The sequence below is a fragment of the Palleronia abyssalis genome (genome assembly GCF_900302445.1).
GTDB lineage: Bacteria > Pseudomonadota > Alphaproteobacteria > Rhodobacterales > Rhodobacteraceae > Palleronia > Palleronia abyssalis.
In genome coordinates, this window is sequence record NZ_ONZF01000008.1 from 133,353 (window position 1) to 159,079 (window position 25,727).

At 63.5% G+C, this 25,727-nt stretch carries 19 protein-coding genes; 8 read left to right on the forward strand and 11 right to left on the reverse strand.

From position 1 onward, the window contains the following. Positions 1–37 precede the first annotated feature (37 nt). From PAA8504_RS15755 to xdhA, 6 genes are all read right to left on the reverse strand, one after another. Entirely contained in the window at positions 38–1,114 is a 1,077-nt protein-coding gene (locus tag PAA8504_RS15755) for a BMP family ABC transporter substrate-binding protein (RefSeq protein ID WP_108895153.1), read from the reverse strand. 163 nt (positions 1,115–1,277) lie between these two features. Continuing rightward, positions 1,278–2,162 (reverse strand): ABC transporter permease, encoded by an 885-nt coding sequence (locus tag PAA8504_RS15760; RefSeq protein WP_370739699.1) that lies wholly within the window; start codon positions 2,160–2,162, stop codon positions 1,278–1,280. Between the two features lie 97 nt (positions 2,163–2,259). Continuing rightward, entirely contained in the window at positions 2,260–3,345 is a 1,086-nt protein-coding gene (locus PAA8504_RS15765) for an ABC transporter permease (RefSeq protein ID WP_108895155.1), read from the reverse strand. Positions 3,346–3,360: 15 nt separating this feature from the next. Beyond that, the gene (locus tag PAA8504_RS15770; protein WP_108895156.1) at positions 3,361–4,881 is read right to left on the reverse strand and encodes an ABC transporter ATP-binding protein; all 1,521 of its coding nucleotides are present in this window, start codon (positions 4,879–4,881) and stop codon (positions 3,361–3,363) included. A gap of 157 nt (positions 4,882–5,038) precedes the next feature. Next, positions 5,039–7,513 carry a xanthine dehydrogenase molybdopterin binding subunit gene (locus tag PAA8504_RS15775; RefSeq protein ID WP_108895157.1) on the reverse strand — a complete coding sequence of 825 codons (2,475 nt, stop codon included), beginning with the start codon at positions 7,511–7,513 and terminating at the stop codon, positions 5,039–5,041. After that, positions 7,510–8,994 (reverse strand): xanthine dehydrogenase small subunit, encoded by a 1,485-nt coding sequence (xdhA, locus tag PAA8504_RS15780; protein WP_108895200.1) that lies wholly within the window; start codon positions 8,992–8,994, stop codon positions 7,510–7,512. The genes PAA8504_RS15775 and xdhA overlap by 4 nt, the downstream gene beginning before the upstream one ends. Positions 8,995–9,194: 200 nt before the next feature. Between xdhA and PAA8504_RS22115 the strand changes: the two genes are divergently transcribed. Further along, positions 9,195–9,539 (forward strand): hypothetical protein, encoded by a 345-nt coding sequence (locus PAA8504_RS22115; RefSeq protein ID WP_181375824.1) that lies wholly within the window; start codon positions 9,195–9,197, stop codon positions 9,537–9,539. Positions 9,540–9,591: 52 nt separating this feature from the next. On the opposite strand, the gene PAA8504_RS15790 is transcribed toward PAA8504_RS22115, so the two are convergent. Then, on the reverse strand, positions 9,592–9,771 hold the full coding sequence (locus PAA8504_RS15790; RefSeq protein WP_108895159.1) for a hypothetical protein: 180 nt from the start codon (positions 9,769–9,771) through the stop codon (positions 9,592–9,594). Between the two features lie 122 nt (positions 9,772–9,893). Here PAA8504_RS15790 and dnaE point away from each other — a divergent pair, with 122 nt between their 5' ends. Beyond that, positions 9,894–13,391, forward strand: coding sequence for a DNA polymerase III subunit alpha (dnaE, locus tag PAA8504_RS15795; RefSeq protein WP_108895160.1), 3,498 nt, complete (start codon positions 9,894–9,896; stop codon positions 13,389–13,391). 350 nt (positions 13,392–13,741) lie between these two features. On the opposite strand, the gene PAA8504_RS15800 is transcribed toward dnaE, so the two are convergent. After that, a complete protein-coding gene (locus tag PAA8504_RS15800) occupies positions 13,742–13,927 on the reverse strand; it encodes a SlyX family protein (protein WP_108895161.1) in 186 nt (61 codons plus the stop codon). 67 nt (positions 13,928–13,994) lie between these two features. On the opposite strand from PAA8504_RS15800, the gene hisS reads away from it, so the two are divergent. From hisS to hisG, 3 genes are read left to right on the forward strand one after another with little or no spacing between them, the layout of a single operon-like run. After that, positions 13,995–15,464: a histidine--tRNA ligase gene (hisS, locus tag PAA8504_RS15805; protein WP_108895162.1), complete on the forward strand. Its 1,470-nt coding sequence runs from the start codon at positions 13,995–13,997 to the stop codon at positions 15,462–15,464. Then, on the forward strand, positions 15,461–16,534 hold the full coding sequence (locus PAA8504_RS15810; RefSeq protein WP_108895163.1) for an ATP phosphoribosyltransferase regulatory subunit: 1,074 nt from the start codon (positions 15,461–15,463) through the stop codon (positions 16,532–16,534). The genes hisS and PAA8504_RS15810 overlap by 4 nt, the downstream gene beginning before the upstream one ends. Next, a complete protein-coding gene (gene hisG / locus PAA8504_RS15815; RefSeq protein ID WP_108895164.1) occupies positions 16,528–17,214 on the forward strand; it encodes an ATP phosphoribosyltransferase in 687 nt (228 codons plus the stop codon). Before PAA8504_RS15810 ends, hisG begins: the two co-directional genes overlap by 7 nt. Here hisG and PAA8504_RS15820 read toward each other — a convergent pair whose 3' ends face one another. After that, positions 17,215–17,640, reverse strand: a complete 426-nt coding sequence (locus PAA8504_RS15820; RefSeq protein WP_108895165.1) for a DUF1489 family protein — start codon at positions 17,638–17,640, stop codon at positions 17,215–17,217. Between the two features lie 125 nt (positions 17,641–17,765). Between PAA8504_RS15820 and PAA8504_RS15825 the strand changes: the two genes are divergently transcribed. After that, complete coding sequence (locus PAA8504_RS15825) at positions 17,766–20,024, forward strand: adenosylcobalamin-dependent ribonucleoside-diphosphate reductase (protein WP_108895166.1); 2,259 nt, start codon at positions 17,766–17,768, stop codon at positions 20,022–20,024. Positions 20,025–20,210: 186 nt separating this feature from the next. Here the strand turns inward: PAA8504_RS15825 and PAA8504_RS15830 are convergent, their stop codons facing one another. Beyond that, complete coding sequence (locus PAA8504_RS15830; protein ID WP_108895167.1) at positions 20,211–22,061, reverse strand: TniQ family protein; 1,851 nt, start codon at positions 22,059–22,061, stop codon at positions 20,211–20,213. A gap of 433 nt (positions 22,062–22,494) precedes the next feature. Beyond that, positions 22,495–22,983 carry a GFA family protein gene (locus PAA8504_RS15835; protein WP_108895168.1) on the reverse strand — a complete coding sequence of 163 codons (489 nt, stop codon included), beginning with the start codon at positions 22,981–22,983 and terminating at the stop codon, positions 22,495–22,497. Positions 22,984–23,505: 522 nt separating this feature from the next. On the opposite strand from PAA8504_RS15835, the gene PAA8504_RS21840 reads away from it, so the two are divergent. Together PAA8504_RS21840 and PAA8504_RS15840 are read left to right on the forward strand one after the other, a co-directional pair. Beyond that, the gene (locus PAA8504_RS21840; RefSeq protein ID WP_146190506.1) at positions 23,506–24,747 is read left to right on the forward strand and encodes a hypothetical protein; all 1,242 of its coding nucleotides are present in this window, start codon (positions 23,506–23,508) and stop codon (positions 24,745–24,747) included. Next, complete coding sequence (locus PAA8504_RS15840; protein WP_108895169.1) at positions 24,735–25,565, forward strand: hypothetical protein; 831 nt, start codon at positions 24,735–24,737, stop codon at positions 25,563–25,565. Before PAA8504_RS21840 ends, PAA8504_RS15840 begins: the two co-directional genes overlap by 13 nt. Positions 25,566–25,727 lie beyond the last annotated feature (162 nt).

Below are 25,727 nucleotides of genomic sequence, written 5' to 3' on the forward strand. Positions count from 1 at the left end.
GGGGGCGCCCGTCGGCCTTTCAAAGGTGGTAGTGCGATCAGTTGGGAATGTCGCCGGTCAATCCTTCGACGTAAAAGTCCATCCCGAGAAGGGTCCCGTCATCCGCGGTTTCCCCCTCGGCCAGCCATTCGGTCCCATCCTGGCGGTTGATCGGGCCGGTGAAAGGGTGCAACTCGCCCGCGGCAATCGCATCGCGCATGGCCAGGGCTTCGGCTTTCACCTCCTCGGGGACGGCGTCCGAGATCTCGCCGATCTTCACCATGCCTTCGTCGATGCCGTACCAGATCGAATGCGGCTCCCATGTGCCCTCCATGACCTGACCGACCCGCTCGACATAGTAAGGGCCCCAGTTGTCGATAATCGAGCTGACGCGCGGCATCGGCGCATATTCGGACATGTCCGAAGCCTGCCCGAAGGTGATGACGTCGCCGGCATCGGCTGCGGCGGCCTGGGGCGCGGTCGAGTCGGTGTGCTGAAGGATGACGTCGGCCCCCTGTTCGATCAGGGCGCGCGCGGCGTCGGATTCCTTGGCCGGGTCGAACCAGGTGAACGCCCAGACGACGTTGAACTCGACATCGGGATTGACGGCCTTCGCCGCCAGGAAGCTGGCATTGATGCCGCGGATGACCTCGGGGATCGGGAAAGAAGCGATGTAGCCGATCTTGTTCGTTTCGGTCATCTTGCCGGCGATATGGCCTTGGACCATGCGCCCTTCATAAAAGCGGGCCGAATAGTTCGCGACATTGTCGGCGGTCTTGTAGCCTGTGGCGTGTTCGAACTTCACGTCGGGGAATTTTTGCGCGACGTTTATGGTGGGGTCCATGTATCCGAACGACGTCGTGAAGATCAGATCGGCGCCCGACAGTGCCATCTGGGTCATCACACGTTCGGCATCCGCGCCTTCGGGCACGCTTTCCTGGAAGACGGTTTCGACCTGGTCGCCAAAAGCTTCCTCGACCGCAAGGCGGCCCTGTTCATGTTCGTAGGTCCAGCCGCCGTCGCCGACCGGGCCGACATAGACAAAGCCGACCTTCGTGGGCTCGTCCTGGGCGAAAGCGCCGGTGGAAAGGGCAAGGGTCGTCGCGGCGGCGCCCAGAAGGGTTCTGCGAAGCATATGTATTCTCCCGTTGTTCATTGGCGCGATCATGATGGGCCGAGGCCGCGGGCGCAAGTTTGCGAATGCGGCGGAAACAGGCGAGTGCCCGGAAAATCGGCAGAACGGGCCCGGCATGGGCGGTTTCGATGCGCGTCCGAGCCGACAGGCCGGCGCGCGATCGTCAAGAGACGGCGTGGAACGGCTTTCCAAGACTGGCGGGCGCTGCGGTGCCGCGCGATCGGCGGGCCGAGATCAGAACGAGGACGAGAATCGTGACGACGTAGGGCGACATCGACAGGTACTCGACCGGAAGGGCCGACCCGGCCGCTTGCAGGTTGAGCTGAAGGACAGTCACCCCGCCGAAGAGATACGCCCCCAGCAGCACTCGTCCCGGCCGCCATGAGGCGAAGACGACGATGGCCAGCGCGATCCACCCCGCCCCCGCGGTCATCCCTTCGGTCCATTGCGGGACGCGCACCAGTGAAAGATAAGCCCCGCCGAGGCCCGCCATGGCCCCCCCGAACGCGATGGCGGCGAAGCGGATCGCCACGACGTGAAGGCCCAGGGCATGGGCGGCTTCGTGGTTCTCGCCAATCGCGCGCAGTTTAAGGCCGGCGCGGGTTCGCGACAGGAAGAACCATGTGGCAAGCGTCAGGAACAAGCTGAGATAGACCATCCAGTCATGCGAAAAAAATGCGCGGCCCAGAAGCGGGATGTCCGACAGCGGCCCGAGGTCCAGCCGGGCGGTCGAGGGCGGCTTGATCCCCACATAGCCCTGCCCGAGGAGCGACGACAGACCCAGACCGAACAGCGTCAGCGCCAGACCCGTCGCCACCTGATTGGCCAGGAAGATTTGCGTCAGGACGGCAAAGACCAGGGACAGAAGCGCGCCACCGACCGCGCCGGCAAGAAAGCCAAGCGGCGGCGATCCCGTCTCGACCGCCATGGCGAAGCCGCAGATGGCGCCCAGGATCATCATACCCTCGACCCCGAGGTTCAGGACGCCCGCACGTTCGACGACCAGTTCACCAAGCGCCGCGAGCAGGAGGGGCGTCGCCCCGATCATCAGGGAGGCCAGTAGCAGGGCAGGGGAAATCGCGCTCAGGTCCAAGGACGGGCTCCTTTGCTGCGGGGGAATTTGGGTATTTCGACAAGGGTGAAGATCATGCGAGCCGCTTCGATCCCAGGCGGATGCTGTAATGGGTCAGAACGTCCACGGCGAGGAGGAAGAACAACAGCATGCCCTGAAACGCCTGGATGGCCGCGGCGGGAATGCCCAGCATGAAGCTGGCGAGTTCGCCACCGATATAGGTCAGCGCCATCAAGAGCCCCGCCAAGAGGATCCCGACGGGATGCAACCGGCCGAGGAAGGCCACGATGATCGCTGTGAACCCGTAGCCCACGTTGAAATCGATCGAGATCTGCCCGGCGGGTCCCGTCACCTCGAAGATGCCGGCAAGGCCGGCCAGCGCGCCCGAGATCGCGAAGCAGAAGACGACAAGGCGATTGGGGTTTACCCCCGCGAACCGCGCCGCGCGCGGGGCCTGGCCGGCCAGCCGGATATGCACGCCCGTCAGGTGCCGATGCAGCAGGACATAGGCGAAGATCACCGCGATGATGGCGGCGACGACGCCCCAGTGCAGGCCGGTATCCGCGATCAGCTCGGCGTTCGCCGAGGACGCCCATTGCGCCAGGTTGCGCGAGCCGGGAAAGCCGCCGCCCTCGGGATTGCGAAGCGCGCCTACCGCGACGGAAGCCAGGAGGTTCTCGGCCACGTAGACGAGGAGAAGGGAGACCAGGATCTCGTTCGTGTTGAAGCGGGTCTTCAGGATGGCCGGGATCATCGCCCAGATCCAGCCGCCAAGCGCACCCGCGATGACCATGAGGGGAAAGATGAAGGTCGCCTCGATAGGGTAAAGCGCTAGGCCGGCAGCTGCGCCGGCAATGGCCCCCATGATGTATTGCCCTTCCGCCCCGATGTTCCAGACACCCGCCTTGAACCCCAACGCGAGCCCCGTTGCGATCAGGATGAGCGGACCGGCCTTCACCAGAAGCTGCGGCCGCGAATAGCCCGCGAATTGAGGGTCGAACAGCGGATCGTAGAAGATCGTCCTGATCGCGGCCACAGGGTCTTTCCCCAGGGCGGCGAACATCAGGCTGCCGGCAATCACCGTCAGCAGAACCGCGAGGATGGGCGTGGCCCAAGCCCAGACGCGCGACGGTTGGGGGCGGCGAACGAGCGAGATCACGGGCGGGCCACGGGGTCAGTCGGCATGGGCAGGCTCCATGTCATGGGCGCCGCCCAGCATCAGGCCGATCTGTTCGACCGTCAGCCCGGCAGCGGGGCGGAAGCGGGAAAGGCGGCCTTCGGTCAGCGCGGCGAAACGGTCCGAAACCTCCATCAGCTCATCCAGGTCCTGGCTTATGACGATGACACCCGACCCGTCCGCCGCCAAATCCAGAAGGGCCTGGCGGATGGTCGCGGCGGCGGCGGCATCGACGCCCCATGTCGGCTGGTTCACCACCAGCACCCGGGGCGTCTGCGCGATCTCGCGCCCGATGACGAATTTCTGCAGGTTCCCGCCGGACAGTGCCCCAGCGGCCGTGCCCGCCCCCGGCGTGCGCACGTCGAAGCGGTCGATCACCCCTTCGGCGAAGCGGCGCGTGCGGGACCAGTCGATGAAGCCGCGCGACACCAGCCGCTCGCGCGTTGCGGCCGAAAGCAGGGCGTTTTCCGTCAGGCTCAGATCCGGGGCCGCCGCATGGCCCAACCGTTCTTCCGGGGCGGTCAAAAGCCCGGCGCGGCGGCGCGCTTCCGGGCCCAAACGCGACAGGTCCCGGCCCTCCATCCGGATCGTGCCGGGCGCGGACAGCGTCTCGCCGGCCAGCGCGGCCAGCAATTCGTCCTGTCCGTTGCCCGCCACGCCTCCGATGCCCAGCACCTCTCCCGCGTTCAGCGTCAACGAGACGTCCTTCAATGACGCCCCAAATTCGTGCGCCGGGGGCAGGGACAATCCGTCGATCTGCACCGCGATCTCGTCCCGCGCGGTCCCGGGCCGCTGCGGGGCCTCCAGCCGGCGGCCCACCATCACCTCGGCCAGCCGCCCGGCGGTCTCCTCCGCAGGTGTGCAACTCGCCACCACCGTGCCGCCGCGCAGGATCGTCGCGGTGTCGCACAGCGCCCGGATCTCTTCGAGCTTGTGCGAGATATACAGGATCGACGTCCCCTCGTCGCGCAGCTTGCGAAGGGTCGCGAACAGCAGGTCGACCTCCTGCGGGGTCAGGACCGAGGTCGGCTCGTCCATGATCAGAAGCTTGGGCGCCCCGAGAAGACAGCGCACGATCTCGACCCTCTGGCGTTCGCCGGCGGACAGATCGCCGACGATGTTCCCCGGGTTCAGCGGCAGACCATAGCTCTGGCTTACGTCGCGGATACGGGGGGCAAGGTCCTTGATCGGGGGTGGGTCGGACATGCCCAGTGCCACGTTTTCCGCAACGTTCAACGCCTCGAACAGCGAAAAATGCTGGAACACCATGCCCACACCGGCCGCGCGCGCGGCCTCGGGCGAGGTCGGGGCATAGGGCGCGCCGTTCATCTCCATCCGGCCCGCGTTCGGCCGGACGAGGCCGAAGATCATCTTGACCAGCGTCGACTTCCCGGCGCCGTTCTCGCCCAGAAGCGCGTGGACCTCGCCCGGCCGGATCGCCATCGACACGTCGTCATTGGCGACCACGCCCGGATAGGCCTTCGTCAGGCCGTCGATCTGCAAGAGCGGCTGGGTCATCGCGCGGTCGGTCCCTCGGTCGGGCCCAGACCTAGCCCCGCGCCGCATCGCCCGGCAATGCCCCGAGGCCGGAAGACCGGCTCGAATGGCCGCGGTGCCACGCATCTGCCCGGTTTCGCGTCACGTTCCGCGCCAGTCCGCCCGAAATGCAGGACGGTCATTCCGCGGCCCTGCGGCAGGCGAACAATACCCGTTCGGCGGTCGCCGGCGCGTCCAGCGCGGGATAGGCCGAACCGCACGCGGCGGCGGCATGGCCCAGTGCCATCAGGACCGAGAGTCCCAGCATCAGGGGCGGCTCTCCCACCGCTTTCGAGCGATAGATCGTGTCGGCCCGGTTCGGCGCGTCCCAAAGCGCGACGTTGAAGATATCCGGGCGATCCGAACAGGCGGGAATCTTGTAGGTCGACGGGGCGTGCGTGGTCAGGCGCCCCTTCTGGTCCCAGACCAGCTCCTCGGTGGTCAGCCATCCCGCCCCCTGGACGTAACCCCCTTCAATCTGTCCGATATCGAGGGCCGGGTTCAGCGATGCGCCACAATCGTGCAAGATATCGGTGCAAAGAATGCGGTTTTCGCCCGTGCGCACGTCCAGCGCGACCTCTGTCACCGCGGCCCCGTGGGCGAAATAGAAGAACGGCGTGCCACGCCCCCGCACGCGGTCCCATTCGATGCCGGGGGTCTTGTAGAACCCCGTGGCCGACAGGCTGACCCGCCCCTGATAGGCCAACTGGACCGCTTCGGGGAAGGCGTAGTCCTCGCCGGCGACCGTGACCTTCCCGCCCTCGAAGCGGACCGCGGCGGGATCGGCTTGGTGGCGTTCGGCCAGGAAGGCGGCGATCCGGTCGCGGATCGTGTCGCAGGCGATCCTGACGGCCATCCCGTTCAGGTCCGCGCCCGAGGACGCCGCCGTGGCCGAGGTGTTGGGCACCTTGCCTGTATCGGTCGCGCTGATCCGCACCGCCGAGATGTCGAGGCCGAACCGATCGGCGGCCACCTGACTGACCTTCTGGTGCAGGCCTTGCCCCATCTCGGTTCCGCCATGGTTCAGGTGAACCGACCCGTCCTGGTACACGTGCACCAACGCCCCGGCCTGGTTGAGATGCGTCAGCGTGAAGGATATCCCGAACTTCACCGGGGTCAACGCGATCCCGCGCTTGATCGACGGGTGGCGCGCGTTCCAGTCGTCGATCGCGGCCCGACGGGCGCGATACGCCGCGCGCTCTTCCAGCGCGTCGACCATCTCGTTCAGGATGAAATCCCGGACGGGCATGTGGTACGGCGTGGTCTGGTCGCCCGGCGCCGCGCGATCCGACGCCTCTACCGGTTCGGCCACTTCGTGCAGCGCGCCCCGGCTGGCGACGTCCGCCCCGGTGCCCGGCGTCACCTCTTCCGAGCCGACACGCTCTTTCGCCCTTGGCGAAATACCCTCGGGGGGGCGCGAAGCGCGGGGGGCGGACGGCCCCCCTGCGTCGTTGGGGCCGGCGGGGGCATAGAAATTGACGCGGCGCACGTCCAGCGGGTCCTTGCCAAGGCAGTGGGCGATCTCGTCCATGACCCGCTCGATCCCGACCATGCCCTGCGGGCCGCCGAAGCCGCGAAACGCCGTGGCGGACTGGGTATTCGTCTTCAGACGATGGGACACGATGCGCACGTCGGTCAGATGATACGCGTTGTCGGCGTGCAGCATCGCACGGTCGGCCACCGGCAGGGACAGGTCCTGGCTCCAGCCGCACCGGACCAAGTGCTCGAACGTGATACCCAGCACCCGGCCCGTATCGTCGTATCCGACGTCGTACCCTATGCGGAAATCATGGCGCTTACCGGTGATCGTCATGTCGTCGTCGCGGTCGTACCGCATTTTGACCGGTCGCCCCGTGCGTGCGGCGACCAGTGCACAGGCCACCGCCAGGGCATTGCCCTGGCTTTCCTTTCCGCCGAACCCGCCGCCCATGCGCCGCACTTCGACCCTGACGGCATGCATTGGCACGCCAAGGGCTTCGGCGACCTTGTGCTGTATCTCGGTCGGATGCTGCGAGGAGGAATGGACCACCATGTCCCCCCCTTCGCCCGGCAGGGCGAGCGCGGCCTGCCCTTCGAGGTAGAAATGTTCTTGCCCGCCGATCTCGATCCGCCCTGTCAGGCGGTGGGGCGCGCGGGCAAGCGCCGTGTCGGCGTCGCCCTTCCTCCACGTTACCGGGCCGTCCTCGAACCTGCTGTCAGCGGCCAAGGCATCGTCTATCGTCAGGATCGGATTGTCGGGGGTCGCGTCCACCTTCGCCAGTCGCGCAGCCTTACGCGCGGCAAGGTGGCTGGTTGCCGCGACGAGGAACAAGGGCTGACCCATATAGTGGACGCACGCGGCCCCGTCGGCAGAAATCTCCGCCAGAAGCGGTTCGTCATGGGCGGCGGGGGCGACGTCGACAAACCCGGTCTCAGCGGCGGAAAGGGCAAGCGAAACGCCTGGGGCGGTTCGTACCGGATCAAGGTCGACCCTCACCGTCCCCTTTGCAATGGGGGACAGGCCGAATGCCAGGTGGAGCGTGTTCGCGGGCACCGGGATATCATCTACGTAGCGCGCCGCACCAGACACATGAAGAGCCGCGCTTTCGTGGGGCGAGGGGGCATGAACGGTCATGCCCGCACCTCCAGCACCGAAGGCTCGTCACTGACAAGCCGGGCCAGCATGCCGCGCGCCGCCTCCAGGCGATAGCCTGCCGAAGCCCGCATGTCCGACATCGGATCGAAATCCTGCCCCAGCGCGGCCTGGGCCGGACCGATGCCCTCGGGCGTCAGCGGGCACCCGATCAACGCGTCCTCTGTGGCGCGGGCGCGTTTCGGGATTCCGGCCATGCCCCCAAAGGCGATCCGGGCAGCAGTCACCACACCACCATCTGCTGTTATGTTGAAGCAGCCGCACAGGGCCGAGATATCCTGGTCGAACCGTTTTGAAATCTTCTGGCAGATCAGCCGATCGGTTTGGCGCGGGATCGACACGGCATCGACGAATTCGCCGCGGTGGCGATCCTGTTTGCCGTAGTCGAGGAAGAAATCCTCGATGGAAAGCTCTCGAGTTGTGTCACCGCGGCGCAGGTGCAGCGTTGCCCCAAGGGCGATCAGGGCGGGGGGGCCGTCCCCGATGGGCGATCCATTGGCGATATTTCCGCCTATTGTCGCTGCATTGCGAATCTGGGTCGACCCGTAGCGGCGAATGAGTTCCGCGAAACTTGGATGGTAGGGCGCTATGGCGCGCCGTAGCGCCGCCAGCGTCACGCCGGCTCCAATGCTTATCGCCTGATCCGATATCTCGATCCGTCGCATGTCCGCGACACCGTTGAGGAAAATGACGGTCCCCAGATCGCGCAAGCCCTTGGTGATCCATAATCCGACGTCCGTGGCACCGGCCACCAGTGTCGCGTCCGGGGTTGCGGCGTAAAGGCGCGCAAGCTCGTCGACTGACGTGGGGCGATGGGCGGCCGCCGTGCGGGAGGCATCCCCACGATCGTCTGCCCCGGTGCCGGCAACCGGATCGGTGCCGCCCCAGTCGGCGGGGATCGTGGCGTAAGAAGGCGGGGACGCTGCCCCCGGACGCTGCGCGTCCCCCCCGGGGTATTTGGACAAGGATGAACGAAGGGGTTCGTCGCGCATATGGCGGGGGACCGCGCTGGCTTCGGCAGCTTTGGCGGCACGGACGATCGGGGCGTAGCCGGTGCACCGACACAGGTTGCCGGCCATTTGGTCATCGTGATCGGTGGCCCCGTTCAGATGTGCCGTGGCCATTGTCACGACAAAGCCGGGCGTACAGAAACCGCATTGGCTGCCGTGATGATCGATCATCGCCTGCTGGACGGGATGGGGTGTCCCGTCGGGCGCTGCGATCCCCTCGACCGTTCGTATTGCGTGGCCGTCGAGTTGCCCCATGAAAAGGATACAGGCATTCATCGCCCGAGCGCCGTCTTCGCCGGTCATCATCACGGAACAGGCGCCGCAATCGCCTTCGTTGCAACCTTCCTTTGTGCCCGTCAGCCCGCGTTCGTCACGAAGCCAGTCGAGGAGGGTCGTGGTCGGTGCCACCACGGCTTCGACGACGTTTCCGTTCAGTCTGAACGTGACCTGCATATGCGTATCCGCCGCGTTACTCGCCCTGTCCAGAACCGTCACGGTCGATGCGGCGTAGAGCGCACGGTCCGTCTCGAAGAAAGCGGCTCCCGTTCCGGATTGCAAGATGCGGGAATGCGCATTGCCATCGCGCGTCAACCAAATCTTAAGAGATTCCGGTGCACGAAGAGGTAATGTCATTTTTCTCCGGAGCTTCGATCATGTCCGTTACGTCCCGCATCTTCGCGATCCCCGCCGCCCTCGTCATTGCCATCGCCGCAGCCGGTGCCGCGCAGTCCCAAGTTGTCCCTCCAGCCGGTGTGGCCGTTTCGGGCGGTGGAGGGGCCGGTGGGGCCGGTGGGGCAGGCGTTGCCGGCGCCGCCGGAGCGGGTGCCGGCGCGGGTGCCAGTGCCGCCGCGAGCGCGGCTGCCTTCGGTGGTCTCGGGGTGGGCGCTGTCGCAGCTGGCGTCGCGGCAGCAGCCGCGGTCGCGGCCGCGGTCGCAGCCGCGACGTCGGAAAAAGCTGTAGGTACAGTCTCGACGTCGGGTACGAACGGAACCAACTGATCCAGGCCTTGCGCCATCGGCGGACTGATCAAGGGAGCCGCGCTAGGCCCGGTCAGTCCGCTTTCCCATCACCTTGCACGGCTTCTCCGGCCTCTTCGATCGCGCCGCCGACGTTTTCGCGCGCGTCTTCGATCGCTGCTTCCCCCTCGGGCGAGAGATCGAGAAAACCTGTCGCGATCAGGATCGCGACGATGACGGTGACGGCGAGAATCAAGAGGACGAGCGTTCGCATCTGGGCTTCCGGGTTTGCGGCATTCCCGCCGGAACGTAGCGCGGCAACTGTGCGGTGCGATATCTGTAGCTAGCGCGTCGCCGGGGCTTTCGATTGCCGCCGCACCGACATACCGTGCCGCCATGTCAGATCCCCGATTCATCCACCTGCGCACCCATTCCGAGTACTCGCTTCTCGAAGGGGCGGTTCGCCTGAAGAAACTGCCCGGTCTCGTCCGGGATATGGGTATGCCCGCCATAGCGGTGACCGATACCGACAACATGTTTTGCGCGCTGGAGTTTTCCGTGGGCGCGATGGGCGCTGGAATACAGCCCATCATAGGTTGCCAGGTTTCGGTCGGTTACGATGCGGAAGTGCAGCGTGGGCAGGTGCCGGTGCCGGCCCCCGTTGTCCTGCTGGCGCAAAGCGAGGCCGGTTATGAAAATCTGATGAAGCTGAACACGATTCTCTATATGGAGGGGGATCGGAACTGGCCGCAGGTCTCGCTCGACGATCTGGCGCGTCATGGCGATGGCCTGATCTGCCTTTCGGGCGGGCCGGACGGTCCTGTGGGGCGCTCTTTGCGGGCAGGTCATCGCGATCGGGCAGAGGCTCTCATGACGCGTTTGGCGGCGATCTATCCCGACCGTCTTTACGTTGAATTGCAACGCCATCCGGGTGAAGGTGGGGCCTTGCCAGAGGCCGAGCGCTTGACCGAACGCGGCCACGTCGAGATGGCATATGCTATGGGTCTGCCGTTGGTCGCGACGAACGACGTGTATTTCCCGAAGCCGGACATGTACGAGGCCCACGATGCGCTGATCTGCATCGCGGATGGTGCGTATGTCGACCAGAACGAAGCACGGCGCCGTCTGACCCCGCAGCATTACCTGAAAACGCCGTCGGAGATGTGCGCCCTTTTCGCGGATCTGCCGGAAGCGACCGAGAATACGGTCGAGATCGCGCGCAGATGTTCGTTCGCCGCCTATCGCCGCGACCCGATCCTGCCGCGCTTTGCCGATGACGAGGTCGAGGAACTGCGCCGTCAGGCCAAGGAAGGACTAGAGGCGCGGCTGGCCGTCATTCCCCACGCCACGAGCGTCGAGACGTACAAGGAGCGCTTGGACTTCGAACTCGGCATCATCGAGGGCATGGGCTTTCCCGGTTATTTCCTGATCGTCGCCGACTTCATCAAATGGGCCAAGGAGAACGATATCCCCGTCGGTCCCGGACGGGGATCGGGCGCGGGATCGCTGGTCGCCTACGCGTTGACGATTACCGATTTGGATCCATTGCGTTACAGCTTGCTCTTCGAGCGGTTTCTCAACCCAGAACGGGTGTCGATGCCCGACTTCGATATCGACTTCTGCATGGACCGGCGTGAAGAGGTCATCCGCTACGTCCAAGAAAAATATGGCCGCGACAAGGTTGGCCAGATCATCACCTTCGGCGCGCTTCTGTCCAAGGCCGCGGTGCGCGACGTCGGGCGGGTGTTGCAGATGCCCTATGGCCAGGTGGACCGCCTGTCCAAAATGATCCCGGTCGAAGGCGTCAAACCCGTCAGCATCGAACAGGCCCTGCGGGACGAGCCTCGCCTGCGCGAGGAGGCGCGCAACGAAGAGGTCGTGGACCGGCTACTGAAATACGGTCAACAGGTCGAGGGGCTGCTGCGAAATGCCTCGACCCACGCGGCCGGGGTCGTGATCGGGGACCGGCCGCTGGACGCGCTGGTCCCGCTCTACCGCGATCCGAAATCCGACATGCCCGCCACCCAGTTCAACATGAAATGGGTCGAACAGGCGGGGCTGGTGAAGTTCGACTTCCTCGGCCTCAAGACGCTGACGGTGATCCAGAACGCGGTGGATCTGATCAACCAGACCCGCCCCATCCATATCGGCCCGAACGGAGAGGAGCTCTATATCCCCGCGCCGGGGGCCGAGAACCAGATGAACCTGATTCCGCTCGACGATGCGAAGTCCTACGAGCTCTATGCCAAGGCCAAGACGGTCGCGGTGTTCCAGGTGGAATCGACGGGCATGATGGATGCGCTCAGGCGCATGAAGCCCACCTGCATCGAGGATATCGTGGCGCTGGTGGCGCTTTATCGCCCGGGCCCGATGGAGAACATCCCGGTCTATTGCGAGGTCAAGAACGGCCAGCGAGAGATCGCGTCGATCCACCCGCTGATCGACGACATCCTGGAGGAAACGCAAGGAATCATCGTCTACCAGGAACAGGTGATGCAGATCGCCCAGGTGATGGCGGGTTACTCCCTTGGCGGGGCCGACCTGCTGCGTCGCGCCATGGGCAAGAAGATCAAGGAGGCGATGGACGCCGAACGGCCCAAGTTCACCAAGGGCGCGATGGAGAACGGCGTCCCGGAAGAAAAGGCCAAGGAGGTTTTCGACCTTCTGGAGAAATTCGCCAATTACGGCTTCAACAAGTCCCACGCCGCGGCCTATGCGGTCGTCAGCTACCAGACGGCTTGGCTGAAGGCGAACCACCCGGTCGAGTTCATGGCCGGCGTGATGAACTGCGATATCCACCTGACCGAGAAGCTGGCGATCTATCTCGAAGAGGCGCGGCGGGGTCTGAAGATCGGGATCGTGCCGCCTTGCGTCAACCGTTCACTCGAGACGTTCAGCGTGAAGGACGGGCAGATCGTCTATGCGCTGGGTGCGCTGAAGGGCGTCGGCCTCGACGTGATGCGGCTGGTGGTCGAGGGGCGGGGCGACACGCCGTTCGTGAACCTCTATGATATGGCTCGCCGGGTGGACCTCAAACGCGTGGGCAAGCGCGCGATGGAGATGCTGGCGCGCGCCGGGGCGTTCGACCAACTCGACGCGAACCGGCGGCGGGTGTTCGACAGTCTCGATCCGTTGGTTGCCTATTCCGCTGCGGTGCATGAACAGAAGTCGTCGAACCAGGTGTCCTTGTTCGGCGAAGCGGGCGATGATCTGCCTGAGCCGCGCCTGTCGCCCGTGGATGACTGGCTGCCGACCGAACGGCTGGCGCAGGAACACGTCGCGATCGGCTTCTACCTGTCGGGACATCCGCTGGACGACTACATGGCCCCGCTGAAGCGCAAGGGGGTGCTGACCTACGAGGAGGTGCACGCCAAGGCGATGAACGGCCCGATGGTCGCCAAGATGGCCGGGGTGGTCGCCAGCCGGCAGGAACGGAAATCCGCGCGTGGCAACCGGTTCGCGTTCGTCGGCCTGTCCGACCCCACGGGTCTTTACGAGGTGACGATCTTCTCGGACACGCTGGAAGCCTCGCGCGAACATCTCGAACCGGGAACGAACGTGGTGGTCCAGGTCGAGGCGACCATGGAGTCAGAACAGTTGAAGCTGCTGGGCCGGTCGGTCGCGCCAATAGACAGCGCCGTGGCCGATGCGGGGGGATCGGGACTGATGGTGTATCTAGAGGCGTCAGACGCGGTGGGCATGGTGGCCTCGGTCTTGGCCCGCGCGCGCGAAGACCGGAAAATCCGCGCCCGCGGGCCGGTGACCCTGTGCCTGATGGACCGGGGTCTGCCCGGAGAAGTCGAGGTTAGCCTTGGCGACGACTTCCCCGTCACCCCCCAGATCAAGGGCGCGCTGAAATCCCTCGGCGGCGTGATGACGGTCGAGGACGTCTGACCCGTCACCGCCAGCGTGCGCTGCCCCAACCCGGTCTTAACCGGTCCGCCGCTAGACACGCCTGGCGCGCAAGGAAGACAGCGAAATCGGGAAGGGGCCGTCCGGCCTGGCAATCGGGCGGACCTGACCACAGGTTTCACCGGTGAGATCGACGGCCGGGGGTGACGCCCCGTTCTCCAATCGCATCCACGCGGGCCCGCGGCTTTCCTTTCACATCCCCAGACACACCCCCCACCCGGCGCCGCAACGGCGACCGGGCCGAACGCGCATCCGTCTCACCCTTGGCGAAATACCCCGTGGGGGAGGCCGGGCCTGCCCGGCCGGGGGCGCGAAGCCCCCTCTGACGCCTGTCACCAATGCGGCGGCCGCTCGTCCCCCAGGAATACCGACCCCTCGCCATCGGATCGCGCCCGCTCCATCAAGAACGCGACCTGCCGTTCCAGCGTGTCGATCCGCTTGGCCTGATCCGAGACCACCTCGGACAGGTCGTCATTGGCCCGGATCAGGTGGGCGATGCGTTCTTCCAGCTGTTCCATATTCGCCTCCATCTTGCGTGTGGGGTGTGGTTGACCTAGACGATCCGCGCATCCAAGGGGGGCCGTCATGGCGAAGACCAAGAAACAGCCGCGCCCGAAGGCCGTCACGCCAAAGGGCTTCCGCGATTACTTCGGGCCCGAGGTCACGCGGCGTCAGACGATGCTGGCCCAGATCGCGCGCATCTACGACCTGTACGGGTTCGACGCGCTCGAAACCAGCGCAGTCGAAACGGTCGAGGCGCTGGGCAAGTTCCTGCCCGACGTGGACCGCCCGAACGAGGGCGTCTTCGCCTGGGAAGAGGACGGCGACTGGCTGGCCCTGCGCTATGACATGACGGCCCCGCTGGCCCGCGTCGCGGCGCAGTATCGCAACGACCTGCCCAGCCCCTATCGCCGCTATACCATGGGCCCCGTCTGGCGGAACGAGAAACCGGGGCCGGGGCGGTTCCGCCAATTTTATCAATGCGATGCGGACACTGTGGGCAGCGCCTCGATGGCCGCGGATGCCGAGATCTGCGCGATGCTGGCCGACGTGCTCGAGGCCGTGGGGATCGCACGCGGCGACTACATCGTGCGGGTGAACAACCGCAAGGTCCTGAACGGCGTGATGGAGGTCGCGGGCCTTGGCGGCGACGACAAGGAGGCCGAGCGCGGCATCGTCCTGCGCGCCATCGACAAGCTGGACCGTCTGGGCGAGCACGGCGTCCGTGCGCTTCTGGGCGAGGGGCGCCGCGACGAGAGTGGCGATTTCACCAAGGGCGCGGGGCTGGACCCGGCGGCCGCCGACGTGGTGCTGGGCTTCCTCAGCGCTAAACGGGAAAGTGACACCAAGACTCTTGAACGCTTGAAGGAGTTAATCGGCGACTCGGAGGTAGGTCTCGAAGGAATCTCGGAACTCTGGGAAATCTGCGATCTGTGCTATGAGCAGGGATATGGAGATGACCGCATCGTCATCGACCCCTCGGTCGTCCGGGGCCTCGGCTATTACACCGGCCCGGTCTACGAGGCCGAGCTGACCTTCGAGATCATGGACGAGAAGGGCCGCCCGCGGCAATTCGGCTCGGTCGCCGGGGGCGGGCGCTATGACGATCTGGTCAAACGGTTCACGGGGCAGGAGGTGCCGGCGACCGGAGTCTCGATCGGGGTCGACCGGCTGCTGGCCGCGCTGACCGCGCAGGGCCGGTTCGAAGGGGCTGCCGAAGGGCCGGTGATCGTGACGGTCATGGATCGCGCCCGGATGGCAGAGTATCAGGCTATGGTCAGCGACCTGCGGCGGGCCGGGATCCGCGCCGAGCTTTACCTTGGGAACCCGAAGAACTTCGGCAACCAGATGAAATACGCCGACAAACGCAATGCCCCCTTCGCGATTATCCAGGGCGAGGACGAGGCCGCACGGGATGTCGTGCAGATCAAGGATCTGAAGCTGGGGGCGAAGCTGGCCGATGACCTCAGCCACGAGGAATGGCGGGACCAACCGGCGCAGTTCGAATGCCCGCGTGCGGACCTGGTGACAGAGATCCGGAAGCGACTGGGATGACCAAGGCAACCGAACGGGCCGAGGCCGCGCGCTACCTCGGGGCATTCGTCGACGCCGGGGCGCAACCGGTCGAAACCGCGATCCTGCAACCGGCCGAGACTCTGCTGGACCTCTACGGTGAGGATATCCGCGCCCGCGCCTTCACCACCCACGGCCCCGGGGGCGAGGCGATGCTGCGGCCTGACTTCACCGTCCCCGTCGTCCAGATGCACATGCGGGAAGGTGGTGACCCCGCGAGGTACGCGTATGCCGGCGAGGTTTTCCGCCGTCAGGCCCTGAGGGCCGACCGTCCGGCCGAATACCTTCAGGTCGGGTTCGAACTGTTCGGCGGTGATCCCGCCGTGGCGGATGCCGAGTGTTTCGCGCTGTTCCACGGGGTCTTGTCCCCTTTGGCTCCGCGCATCCAGACGGGCGACATCGGTATCCTGACCGCTGCTGTCCGGGGACTGACGACGAGCGAGACGCGCAAGGCGGCGCTTCTGCGCCATGTCTGGCGTCCGCGCCGATTCCGCACGTTGTTGGAGCGCTTTGCCGGCCGGGTCGCGGTGCCTCCGCAGCGAAGCGCGCTTCTTATCGCGGCGGATCCGCTTGCCGGTGCGGGCCCCGAGATCGGGTTGCGCGACCGTGCCGACGTCATGGCACGGATCGAGGCCCTGCGCGCCGATGCGGCCGAGCCGCCCATCCCAGCGACCGAGGTAGGGCTGATCGACGACATTCTGGATTTGAAGGAAAGCTCGGACGCGGCCTTGCAACGGCTTCGTGACATGGCCGTAGACATGCCCGCGATCGAAGCGGCAGTTGCCGGTCTTGGTCGACGGCTGGAGGCGCTGGACGCGGCCGGGATCGCGCCCGAGACCCTGCCGTTCGAGGGAAGCCACGGACGGTCGACCATGGAATATTACGACGGGTTCGTGTTCTCGTTCTCGGCCCGGCAGCGCCCGGACCTGCCGCCCCTGTCGACCGGTGGGCGCTATGACGCGCTGACCCGCGTGCTGGGGCAGGGCAGGGCGACCCCCGCGGTCGGCGGTGTGATCCGCCCCGCCCTGACGCTGGAGGCGGCGCAATGCTGAAGCTGGGGGTGCCCTCGAAGGGGCGGCTGATGGAGAAGACGTTCGACTGGTTCGGGGCGCGTGGCCTGACGATGGTCAAGGACGGCGGCGAGCGGGAATACAGTGGCACGGTCGACGGGTTCGACGGGCTTCAGCTCGTCCTGCTGAGCGCGGGCGAAATCCCGCGGGAACTGGCGGCAGGGCGGATCCACCTGGGCGTCACCGGATCGGACCTGGTGCGCGACAAGCTGGCCCATTGGGACGACCAGGTCGAGGAACTGGCCGAGATGGGGTTCGGCCACGCGGATCTGGTGATCGCCGTGCCGTCCTTCTGGGTCGATGTCGACACGCTGGACGACCTGGACGCCGCCGCGTCGGCGTTTCGCCGCCGGCACGGGTTTCGCCTGCGGATCGCGACGAAATATCACCAGCTGGTTCGCGAGTTCCTGACATGGAACGGGGTGGCCGATTACCAGCTGGTCGATAGCCAGGGCGCGACGGAGGGGACCGTCCGCCACGAGACAGCCGAAGCCATTGCGGATATTACCTCGACCGGAGAGACTTTGCGGGCGAACCACCTGAAAATCCTGTCTGACGGAACCATCCATGGCAGCCAGGCGACGCTGTTCCGGGCCCGGAATGCGGAGTGGACAGACGAGGATCGCGAGTTGCTGGCCCGCTTGATCCGCAAGATCGACTGATCAGCGCACGCCGATCTCGGCCAGTGCGGCGGCAAGGGAAGGGGGCAGATCCGCCTCTTCCCGCCCTCCGGCCAGATCGCGCGGTGCATCCTTTGGGTCCAGGTAGCGCCACCCCTGGAAGGGCCGTTTTGGCATGGCCTCGACCCGCACGATCTGAGGGTCGAGGAAAACCGCGCAACGCCGGATTCCGTCTGCGCCCGTCATCTCCTCCAGCCCGGTGATCCGCTGGCGCGCCAGCACGACGCCCTGGATCACCCAGAAGATCGACCCGCCGTCCAGCAGCTCGTCCGCCCGCTTGGGCCACATGCGCGTCAGGTGGTAATACCGCCCGTCCTTGCGCTGTCCGGATCGCCGCGTCTGCCAGTCTTTCATCTGCTCGACAGATTCGCTGCCGACCGACAGCTTGATCAGGTGCACCTTCGCCACGTTTCCCCCTGACTTATCCACAGAATGTGGAAAACGCTTTCCTTACCCCTTCATATAGCGCCGGTTCCGTTGACCCGCCATCCTCTGGGCCATACCTTTTCCGGGCCAACGCAGGAGTGATCGTCATGAGCCGCTTCGCCGCCCCGATCGCCGAGCAGATCTGGGACATGAAATATCGCCTGAAGACGGCGGAGGGCGAGGCGCTGGACCGCACCGTCGAAGACACGTGGCGCCGGGTCGCCCGTGCCGTGGCCGCCGTCGAGGCCGATCCTGACGCTTGGGAAGATCGCTTCTATACCGCACTCGAGGATTTCAAGTTCCTACCGGCGGGCCGGATCGTCGCCGGTGCGGGAACGGACCGGAGCGTAACGCTGTTCAATTGCTTTGTCATGGGAACAGTCCCCGACTCGCTTGCGGGCATCTTCGACCATCTGCGCGAAGCGGCGCTTACCATGCAGCAGGGCGGGGGGATCGGCTACGATTTTTCGACCATTCGTCCCAAGGGCGCATCGGTGACGGGTGTTGCGGCAGATGCATCCGGTCCGATCAGTTTCATGGACGTGTGGGATGCGATGTGCCGCACGATCATGTCGGCCGGCGCGCGCCGCGGGGCCATGATGGCCTGCCTGCGCTGCGACCATCCCGATATCGAAGCGTTCATCGAGGCCAAGTCCGACCCCGCACGGTTGCGAAACTTCAATGTCAGCGTTCTGGTGACGGATCCGTTCATGGAGGCCGTGAAAGCGGACGCGACCTGGGACCTCTGCTTCGATGGCCGGGTCTATCGCACCATCCAAGCGCGGGATCTGTGGAACCGGATCATGCAGGCGACCTATGACTACGCAGAGCCCGGGGTGATCTTCATCGACCGCATCAACCAGATGAACAACCTCGCCTATTGCGAGGAGATCGCCGCGACCAACCCCTGCGGGGAACAGCCCCTGCCACCCTACGGTGCCTGCCTTCTGGGCTCGATCAACCTGTCGCGGCTGGTGACGGATCCGTTCGACCCGGAAGCTTCGCTGGACGAAGACGCGCTGGACGATCTTGTCGGTGTCGCGGTTCGCATGATGGACAACGTCGTCGATGTGTCCCGTTTCCCTCTGGAGGCACAGGCCCGCGAGGCCGAGGCCAAACGTCGTATCGGCCTTGGGGTCACGGGGCTTGCCGACGCGCTTGCGATGGTGGGGGTACGCTATGGCTCGGACGAGGCGGCGCGTCTGACTTCGCGATGGATGCGCTTGATCGCCCGCGCCGCCTATCTGGCCTCGGCGCGTCTGGCTGGGGAGAAGGGGGCCTTTCCCCTGTTCGACCAGGCGGCTTTCCTGTCCTCGGAAACGATGGAGGCGATGGACGATGACGTCCGCGAGGCGGTGGCCCGACACGGGATTCGCAACGCGCTTCTGACATCGGTCGCGCCGACCGGAACCATCAGCCTTTTCGCCGGCAACGTCTCGTCTGGGATCGAACCTGTCTTTGCCCATGCCTACACGCGAAAAGTTCTGCAGAAGGACGGATCGCGTACCGAAGAGGAGGTCGTGGATTATGCGGCCCAGGTCTGGAGGGACAAGCACGGTGACGTGGATCTTCCGGACCATTTTGTCTCGGCCCAGACCCTCAGCCCGTTGGAGCACGTGAAAATGCAGGCGGCCGCCCAGACCTGGGTCGACTCGTCCATCTCGAAGACGATCAACTGCCCCGAGGATATCGGTTTCGAGGACTTCAAGGACGTCTATGTCGAAGCCTACGAGAGCGGATGTAAAGGCTGTACGACCTACCGTCCCAATGCCGTGACCGGCAGTGTCCTCAGCGTCGATCCGTCGACACTTTCCCAGCCCGCCGACAACACCGGCGAGGTTGTGTACATGTCCGAGCCGCTCGACCGCCCCTCGGAGCTTGAAGGGAGGACCTACAAGCTGAAATGGCCCGGAACCGAGCACGCGCTTTATATTACGATCAACGATCTCGTGCTCGCAGGGTATCGGCGCCCCTTCGAGATTTTTGTGAACTCCAAGAACATGGAAAATTTCGCCTGGACGGTAGCCCTGACGCGCATGATCTCGGCCGTGTTCCGGCGCGGGGGTGATGTAAGCTTTGTCGTCGAAGAACTGAAAGCGGTATTCGACCCCCGCGGCGGCGCTTGGATGGAGGGCCGCTATATACCGTCAATCCTTGCCGCGATCGGTGGTGTCATCGAACGCCATCTCGTCGAGACGGGCTTCATCCCTGCCGCAGGGCTGTTTTCGAGGTCCGAGCCTGATACCGAAGCCGCGGTCGTGGGGCAAACCGCCAAAGCCTGCCCGAACTGCGGCAGCTTCGAGCTGCGCATGGTTGAAGGCTGCATGACGTGCCTGGCCTGCGGTCATTCCAAGTGTTCTGGATGATGAGATTTTGTCCACTTCAGTCAGAAAAAGCATATGAATGCGCGAACGAAAGCAAAAGCCTGCGCAAGTCTTGTCAAGATTTCTTTTGCTTTGAAGAAAATTTTTTTGCGCGAAGCGCGCGGCAGCGCATGCTTTTGCATAAGGTACTGAACAGGCTGCCTTCTTTTGACCTTTCTTGGGGGTTTCCTATCGCATTGCGCTCTCCGGCGACCCCAGAAGGCGCTCAACGTCTTCCTTCAGATAGAGTTGGCCGTACTCTCGGCCTTCGTGGCGGAATGGCGCGATCCCTCCCGCCGTCAGATCCGCCGCGAGGCTTTGCCACGACCGTCCGTACGCCAGGGACAATGTGCGCAGGGTGTGAAAACGGGCATGGAAGGCGTCCGCATCTTCCCGGGTGAGATAGTCCTGTTGCGCCCCAGTTCGGGGGTTCGTCATGCGGGTCGCCGGCGTGAGACCATCTTGGATCAGACGACGCAACATGGATGGCTGCCGTAGCCCGATGGTCTTGGCGAAGGTCTCGATGCTGTATCCCGGAGGGGCCTCGGCGCCCAAAAGGCGGGAGACTTCGTCATGATCGACGAAAACGGCGGCATATCCCGTGCGTCCTTCGAGGTTGCCGACGCGTCGAAGGTCTCCGTCACGGATTGCCCGAACGATGGCGCCAGGCCCGATCTTCAGCCGCTGGGCCGATTTCGCGATATGCTCCCACCCGTGTTGTGGCTGCCGGAGCTGAACAGCGCCCGCAAGCAGAGTTTCGAGAAACGCCTCACCCTCGCGCGGGCTCCAGACGGCGTTCGTATCATCTGCATTGCTAGTGGGCGAAAGGACACCGTCCGCTACAAGGTTGTCGAACTGTGAGCGGCTGGCGCCGATGAGATTCCGAAAGGTCGTTGCGGGGACCAGCTTCTCGAGACACGCGAGTATGGGGGCGACACTTTGGGCATCGAAGACCTCCCAGGCATCCGGGCGGGCTGGCGCATCAGCCCTGAGAATTCCCTCCGCGACGAGTAGCTTTCGAAGTCGGCGGGGATCGACGCCGGTTGCTTTCGCCGCGGTCGAGACGGAATGGAGCTGTCGCTCCACCACGGGCTCCCCGAGAAGTTCATCGCCCGGACCCAAGGGCCAGGTCTCGGCCATGTGATCTCGCAGGAGCTGCCGAAAGGCCGCATAGTCGGGGTCGTCGGCATAATCGTGCGCCAGCCGATCATAGAGAGCCGGATAAATCTTCTTCGGGCCGTCCTGCGGTGTCTCCACGAGCCCTTCCAAGCGCTTCAGGGCGTTCCGGATCGCCTCATCGCCCATAGACGCAACCTCGAAGCCTGTCTCGTAGAGACCATGACGAGAAGCTGGGGCGATATGATCGAGGGACATGCCCTCAAGGCGCAGGAGAGCAATTCCGAGGAGGCGGCAGAAATTCGAGGCCGCATGGAGGGGATGCCTGGATAGGACGTCCGGCCTAGGGCCATTCACGAGGCGGGCATCGATCCAGTCTTCGAAGTTAGAAGACAAGCTTGAGACCTGGTCGAACTGTCCCTCCAATATAGCTGGGATGACGGGAGAAAGCATCTGCACGGAATCGTATCGGTGGAGCGGATGCGCTTCCCGGAAGAGCGGAACCAGAGGATGCTCATGAAGGAGGCAGACACCGACGTGGGGGATGAGCCAATGCCCCTGCATGGCCATGGACTGCTCGGCCGGCAGCCCGTTTCCTTCTGCATCCTGCTTCAGGCAATGGGGGCACCCACGCAGTTCGGGACGACGGATCGTTTTGCTGTGAAAGATATGGCCGCGGAAGCTGTAACGCCGATTACCCACGTAGATCGGCGACCACGCGGCAAGGTCGGATGCAGGCACGCCCCCAAGATCTGCGATCACCGCAAGTGCCTCCGGTTCCCCGTCGATTACATTTGAGAATGTCACCCCGAAGTCGACGCAGAACTCTGCAGCTGGAAGGCCGTTTCGCGCGGCGAGCCGAGCTGTGTAAGATGTCGCGCTCTCGCGATGGCCGAGACCGACTGAAAGAGGGAGGGAGGGCATCACCGTCCTTGAAAGGCGTTCGTATCCGCATGACTAAACCCTCGGACGATTGTCCAGATCAGCGGCATAGCGATCTTATGCAGATTGCCCATGTAGGTCGAGGTCTAGGTACAGACGGCCCATTGCCGCCGTTGAATTGGGCAACCTGTTGCGGCACTGATCGTGATGCTGTTGAAAAACTCTCTGGATCGACAATCACCGGCCTCGGACCGGAATTGCGTTCTGGCGTATGGCAAATTCTATTTTCTAAGGCGACATTTCTGAACTCTGTTAGAACAGGCGTTCTGGTCTTTCGGGCCATGTTAGAGCCGCCCGAGTTTTTCAACAACATCATCGTAAAGCCGGACATTCGCCGCAGTTGCAAAGCATTATTGCGACCAAACTTCCGCTCTTCGGGGCGCAATAGACTTTCGCTATAGGCACGTCGAGAGCCTTACCTCTCAACTACGTGTGGGGAAGAATGAATGAACGGCTCGATTGGCGAGCCATCGTTTTCAGTCGCATGGCGGTCGAAAGTTCTGCATTCAGGCGGCAGTATAGTTCCCGGTCGCGCTTCACATACGAAGATGTGTTTGCTGTTTTCAGGCGTCGGCACAATCGACGCCGGATCATCGAGGGTGCCGATGTAAATTCCCAAACGATCAGGCCAGCGTTCGAAGGTCAAGGCCAGCTTTGTCCCACACCTGTTGCAGAAATGAATGTTGATATCTTTCCCGCTACCTTCTGAGGGAAGCGTGAAGACAGTCGGCTGGCCCGTGCTGAAGGCAAATGTTTCGTGCTCGAATATGGGTTCAATCATTCTGTCCGAACCGGTCGCATGCTGACAGAACCGACAGTAGCAGACTGTTACCCAGAGTGGCTCGCTGCCCGTATTGTACTCGACAGCGCCGCAAAGGCAGCGACCTTGGTGACCGCCCGTCATATCCAGCCCTCCGCTTGATGGCCCTAGGAAGAGGCCTCCAGTGTGAGGGAGCAGACCTGGGAAATCCAGCGTTCTGGTCCGAGGGCTGGCGTAGGGCTGAAACCTACCTCTTGCCGATTGCCCTGTTCGGACTCGTACGGGTCAGGCGGCGTCGCGGCGGACAGAGATTGCCGCCTCGCAGTGCCAACGTCCGGCCCACAGCTGCCGTTCACCGTTGCTCTTGATGCCGCGGCGCGGCTTGCCAAACCCGACATTCGCCGCAGCCGCAAGATCGAGGCGGAGCCGAACTCACACTATGCGGGACGAAGCGGTCATTCGCTGTGGTCACCATAAAGGTCTGTCTACCCCTGTTGTAACAATCCAAGAAGGCAAGCTGACGCGCTGGACTGCTCTACTGGCGGCGGACAAGTGGCTGTAACAGCGCCTATCGTGCGTTCGAACCGCAGCCGACGGCCTGCCGTGTTGCCAGCTTTACCTCTTTCGATGTAAAGTTCGCTGGTATTAGAAAAGAAGGCCCCCGCGATGAGTTCCGTCCTCACCCGCCGAACCTTCCTTAAATCTACCGCTTGCACCAGTTTGTCTTTAGGATCACTGGCCTATTCAGCGCGTCCAGCTATCGCAGGCGTGGGGCTGATGACTGCATGGATGGAACTCTGCAAAGTCATAGTAGATGCTACAGGCAAACCATTCCGAGCGAAGGCACAAGGTCAGCCTGCTGCGGATCCCATGATGGTGGCGCTACGGGAGAACCGGCGCCTTCTTGCGTCGACCAACCGAAAACTCGATGCCGTAAGCGACATGGTAACGGCGCTCATGGTCAATCATTCCATTCTTCCTCAGAAGATTGATCAGGTCGTTGCTTCCCGAATATCCGGCATGGTGCCGCAAATTGTTCGATCCGAGCTCGGACAATTTCGCGAGGAGCAGAACGCAGCCAATCTAATGGCGGCCATTACAACCTTCACAGAAGAGGTAGAACTCGATCGCCCACGAGCTCAGTTAGAAACTCGTCTTGCGGACATCCGTGAATATCGAAACCGTGTTCGTGCTGGCCCAAACTTTTCAATACTTACGCTTTGCGCATCCATGGACAGTGAGCTTGCCGCAATGCGCATCCTAGATTACTCAAAAGCCGAAGCGGAAGTCGTTGGGCGAGTATATCTCGAAGAATTTCGATTTGCTTTGGATGCCAGCCAATCATCTTCACTCGTCGCAATGGCTCGTCAACTTGATAATGACATAGGGCAGCAACTTGCTGCAACTTTCGGACCCGCCAGCAATATGCGCGGCGACTACAGAATAGTTCTGGGCGGCGAGCAGCATCTCTGCAGCCTGAGTCCTTCTGTTATGATAACCGACGAAACCTACCGCGTTGCCGAGAGTCTACCAAATCAGTATAAAACGAATGAGAGCGGTGAAGTCCAAATACTCAGTTCCTCGTATTCGCCGAACCGTTTTTACAATTGGGTTATGGACGTGGAAGACAACTCGATCTCTACATGGGTTGCCGATTGTGAGCGTCGGCCGTTCGAGGAGTGTGGTGAATCTGGAAGTGAATTACCACATTCTGGATGCGCAGGTTCAGGAAGGGCTGCCAAGGACAGAGCGACGCAAATCTATAATGCGATCGTTTCAGGGCATGAAAATAAGATTGAACGTTTCAACGCGTATCAGGCGCTGAGGGGCGGTCTTTGGGAGTCCCTCACTACGACCTACCACACTGGACGCAGACTTCTAAACGAGGTGGCGTCATGGGAAACGTAGCGCGCTTTATCGTTCTCTCAGCGGCAATGCTCATCGCATCAAGCTCAACGGCGCAGGAACAACCTCTCGCCGAGGACGCTCTAACAACAATGCGGGATGCTAACCGCATCCGCCAGCGGATCCTGGCTCAACAGAGCTCTCTCGTAGACGCTCGCGTTTACCTTGAACACCTTGACCGTCGTCGCAGACAAAGAGGCTTGGACGCGTTGGGTGGCCAGGAAAGGGAGAGGGCGAAGGAACTGGTTGTCTCACTTCGTGCCGCCGAGAGGGAGTTCTGGCGCGTCTTCGCTGAAGGCAATCAAGAGATCGAAGAGGAATTAGAACTCGCAAGGCGGCAAGCGGAAGAAGCTGCGCGAGATAGACAGCAAAGGATCGATCATCAGAAGATGAACTCATTGGTCATGGGTCTATTCAACGGCATTCTGAAAGTTGCTGATGCGTATGAGGTGGCCGAAGCGCAGGCAGAGCTACGAGATATGGGCGGCGATGCTCCGCGCCCCCATGAACAAGGTAATCTTCGAAGTCCCGCGGGTGAAGAAAACGCGTATGTGGAATTGGATGCTGGAGACTCATGGGAAGAAATTCTGGATCCCCTGAATACGAACGTTGAAAGCTATAAGTTCTTCAGCAAAATGCCTACTACATTCGACCTGTGCTTCGAGGAGAGCTGGGATTGGTATGTTGATGCGTTCCCCGCATGGGAAGGGCGGGTAGCGGGCGGCGAACTGAATACGGTGAAGGCAACAATCGTGAGTGGTATTCTATGGGACTGCGGGTATGCGGGACGACGCCATTCCAGATACGTTCCCGCTGATTAGTCGACAGAGGTTATACGGCGTCTTCGAAATATTTCCTACGAGCTCTAGAGCCAATAGGCCGCCCGCTTATGTACAGCGCGGTGCGACAAAGCTGCCATTAGTGCGCATCACAGCAGCCGTCACTTTGGGCTCGTTCCGGACCTTCGCTGCGCGGGAGGGCCA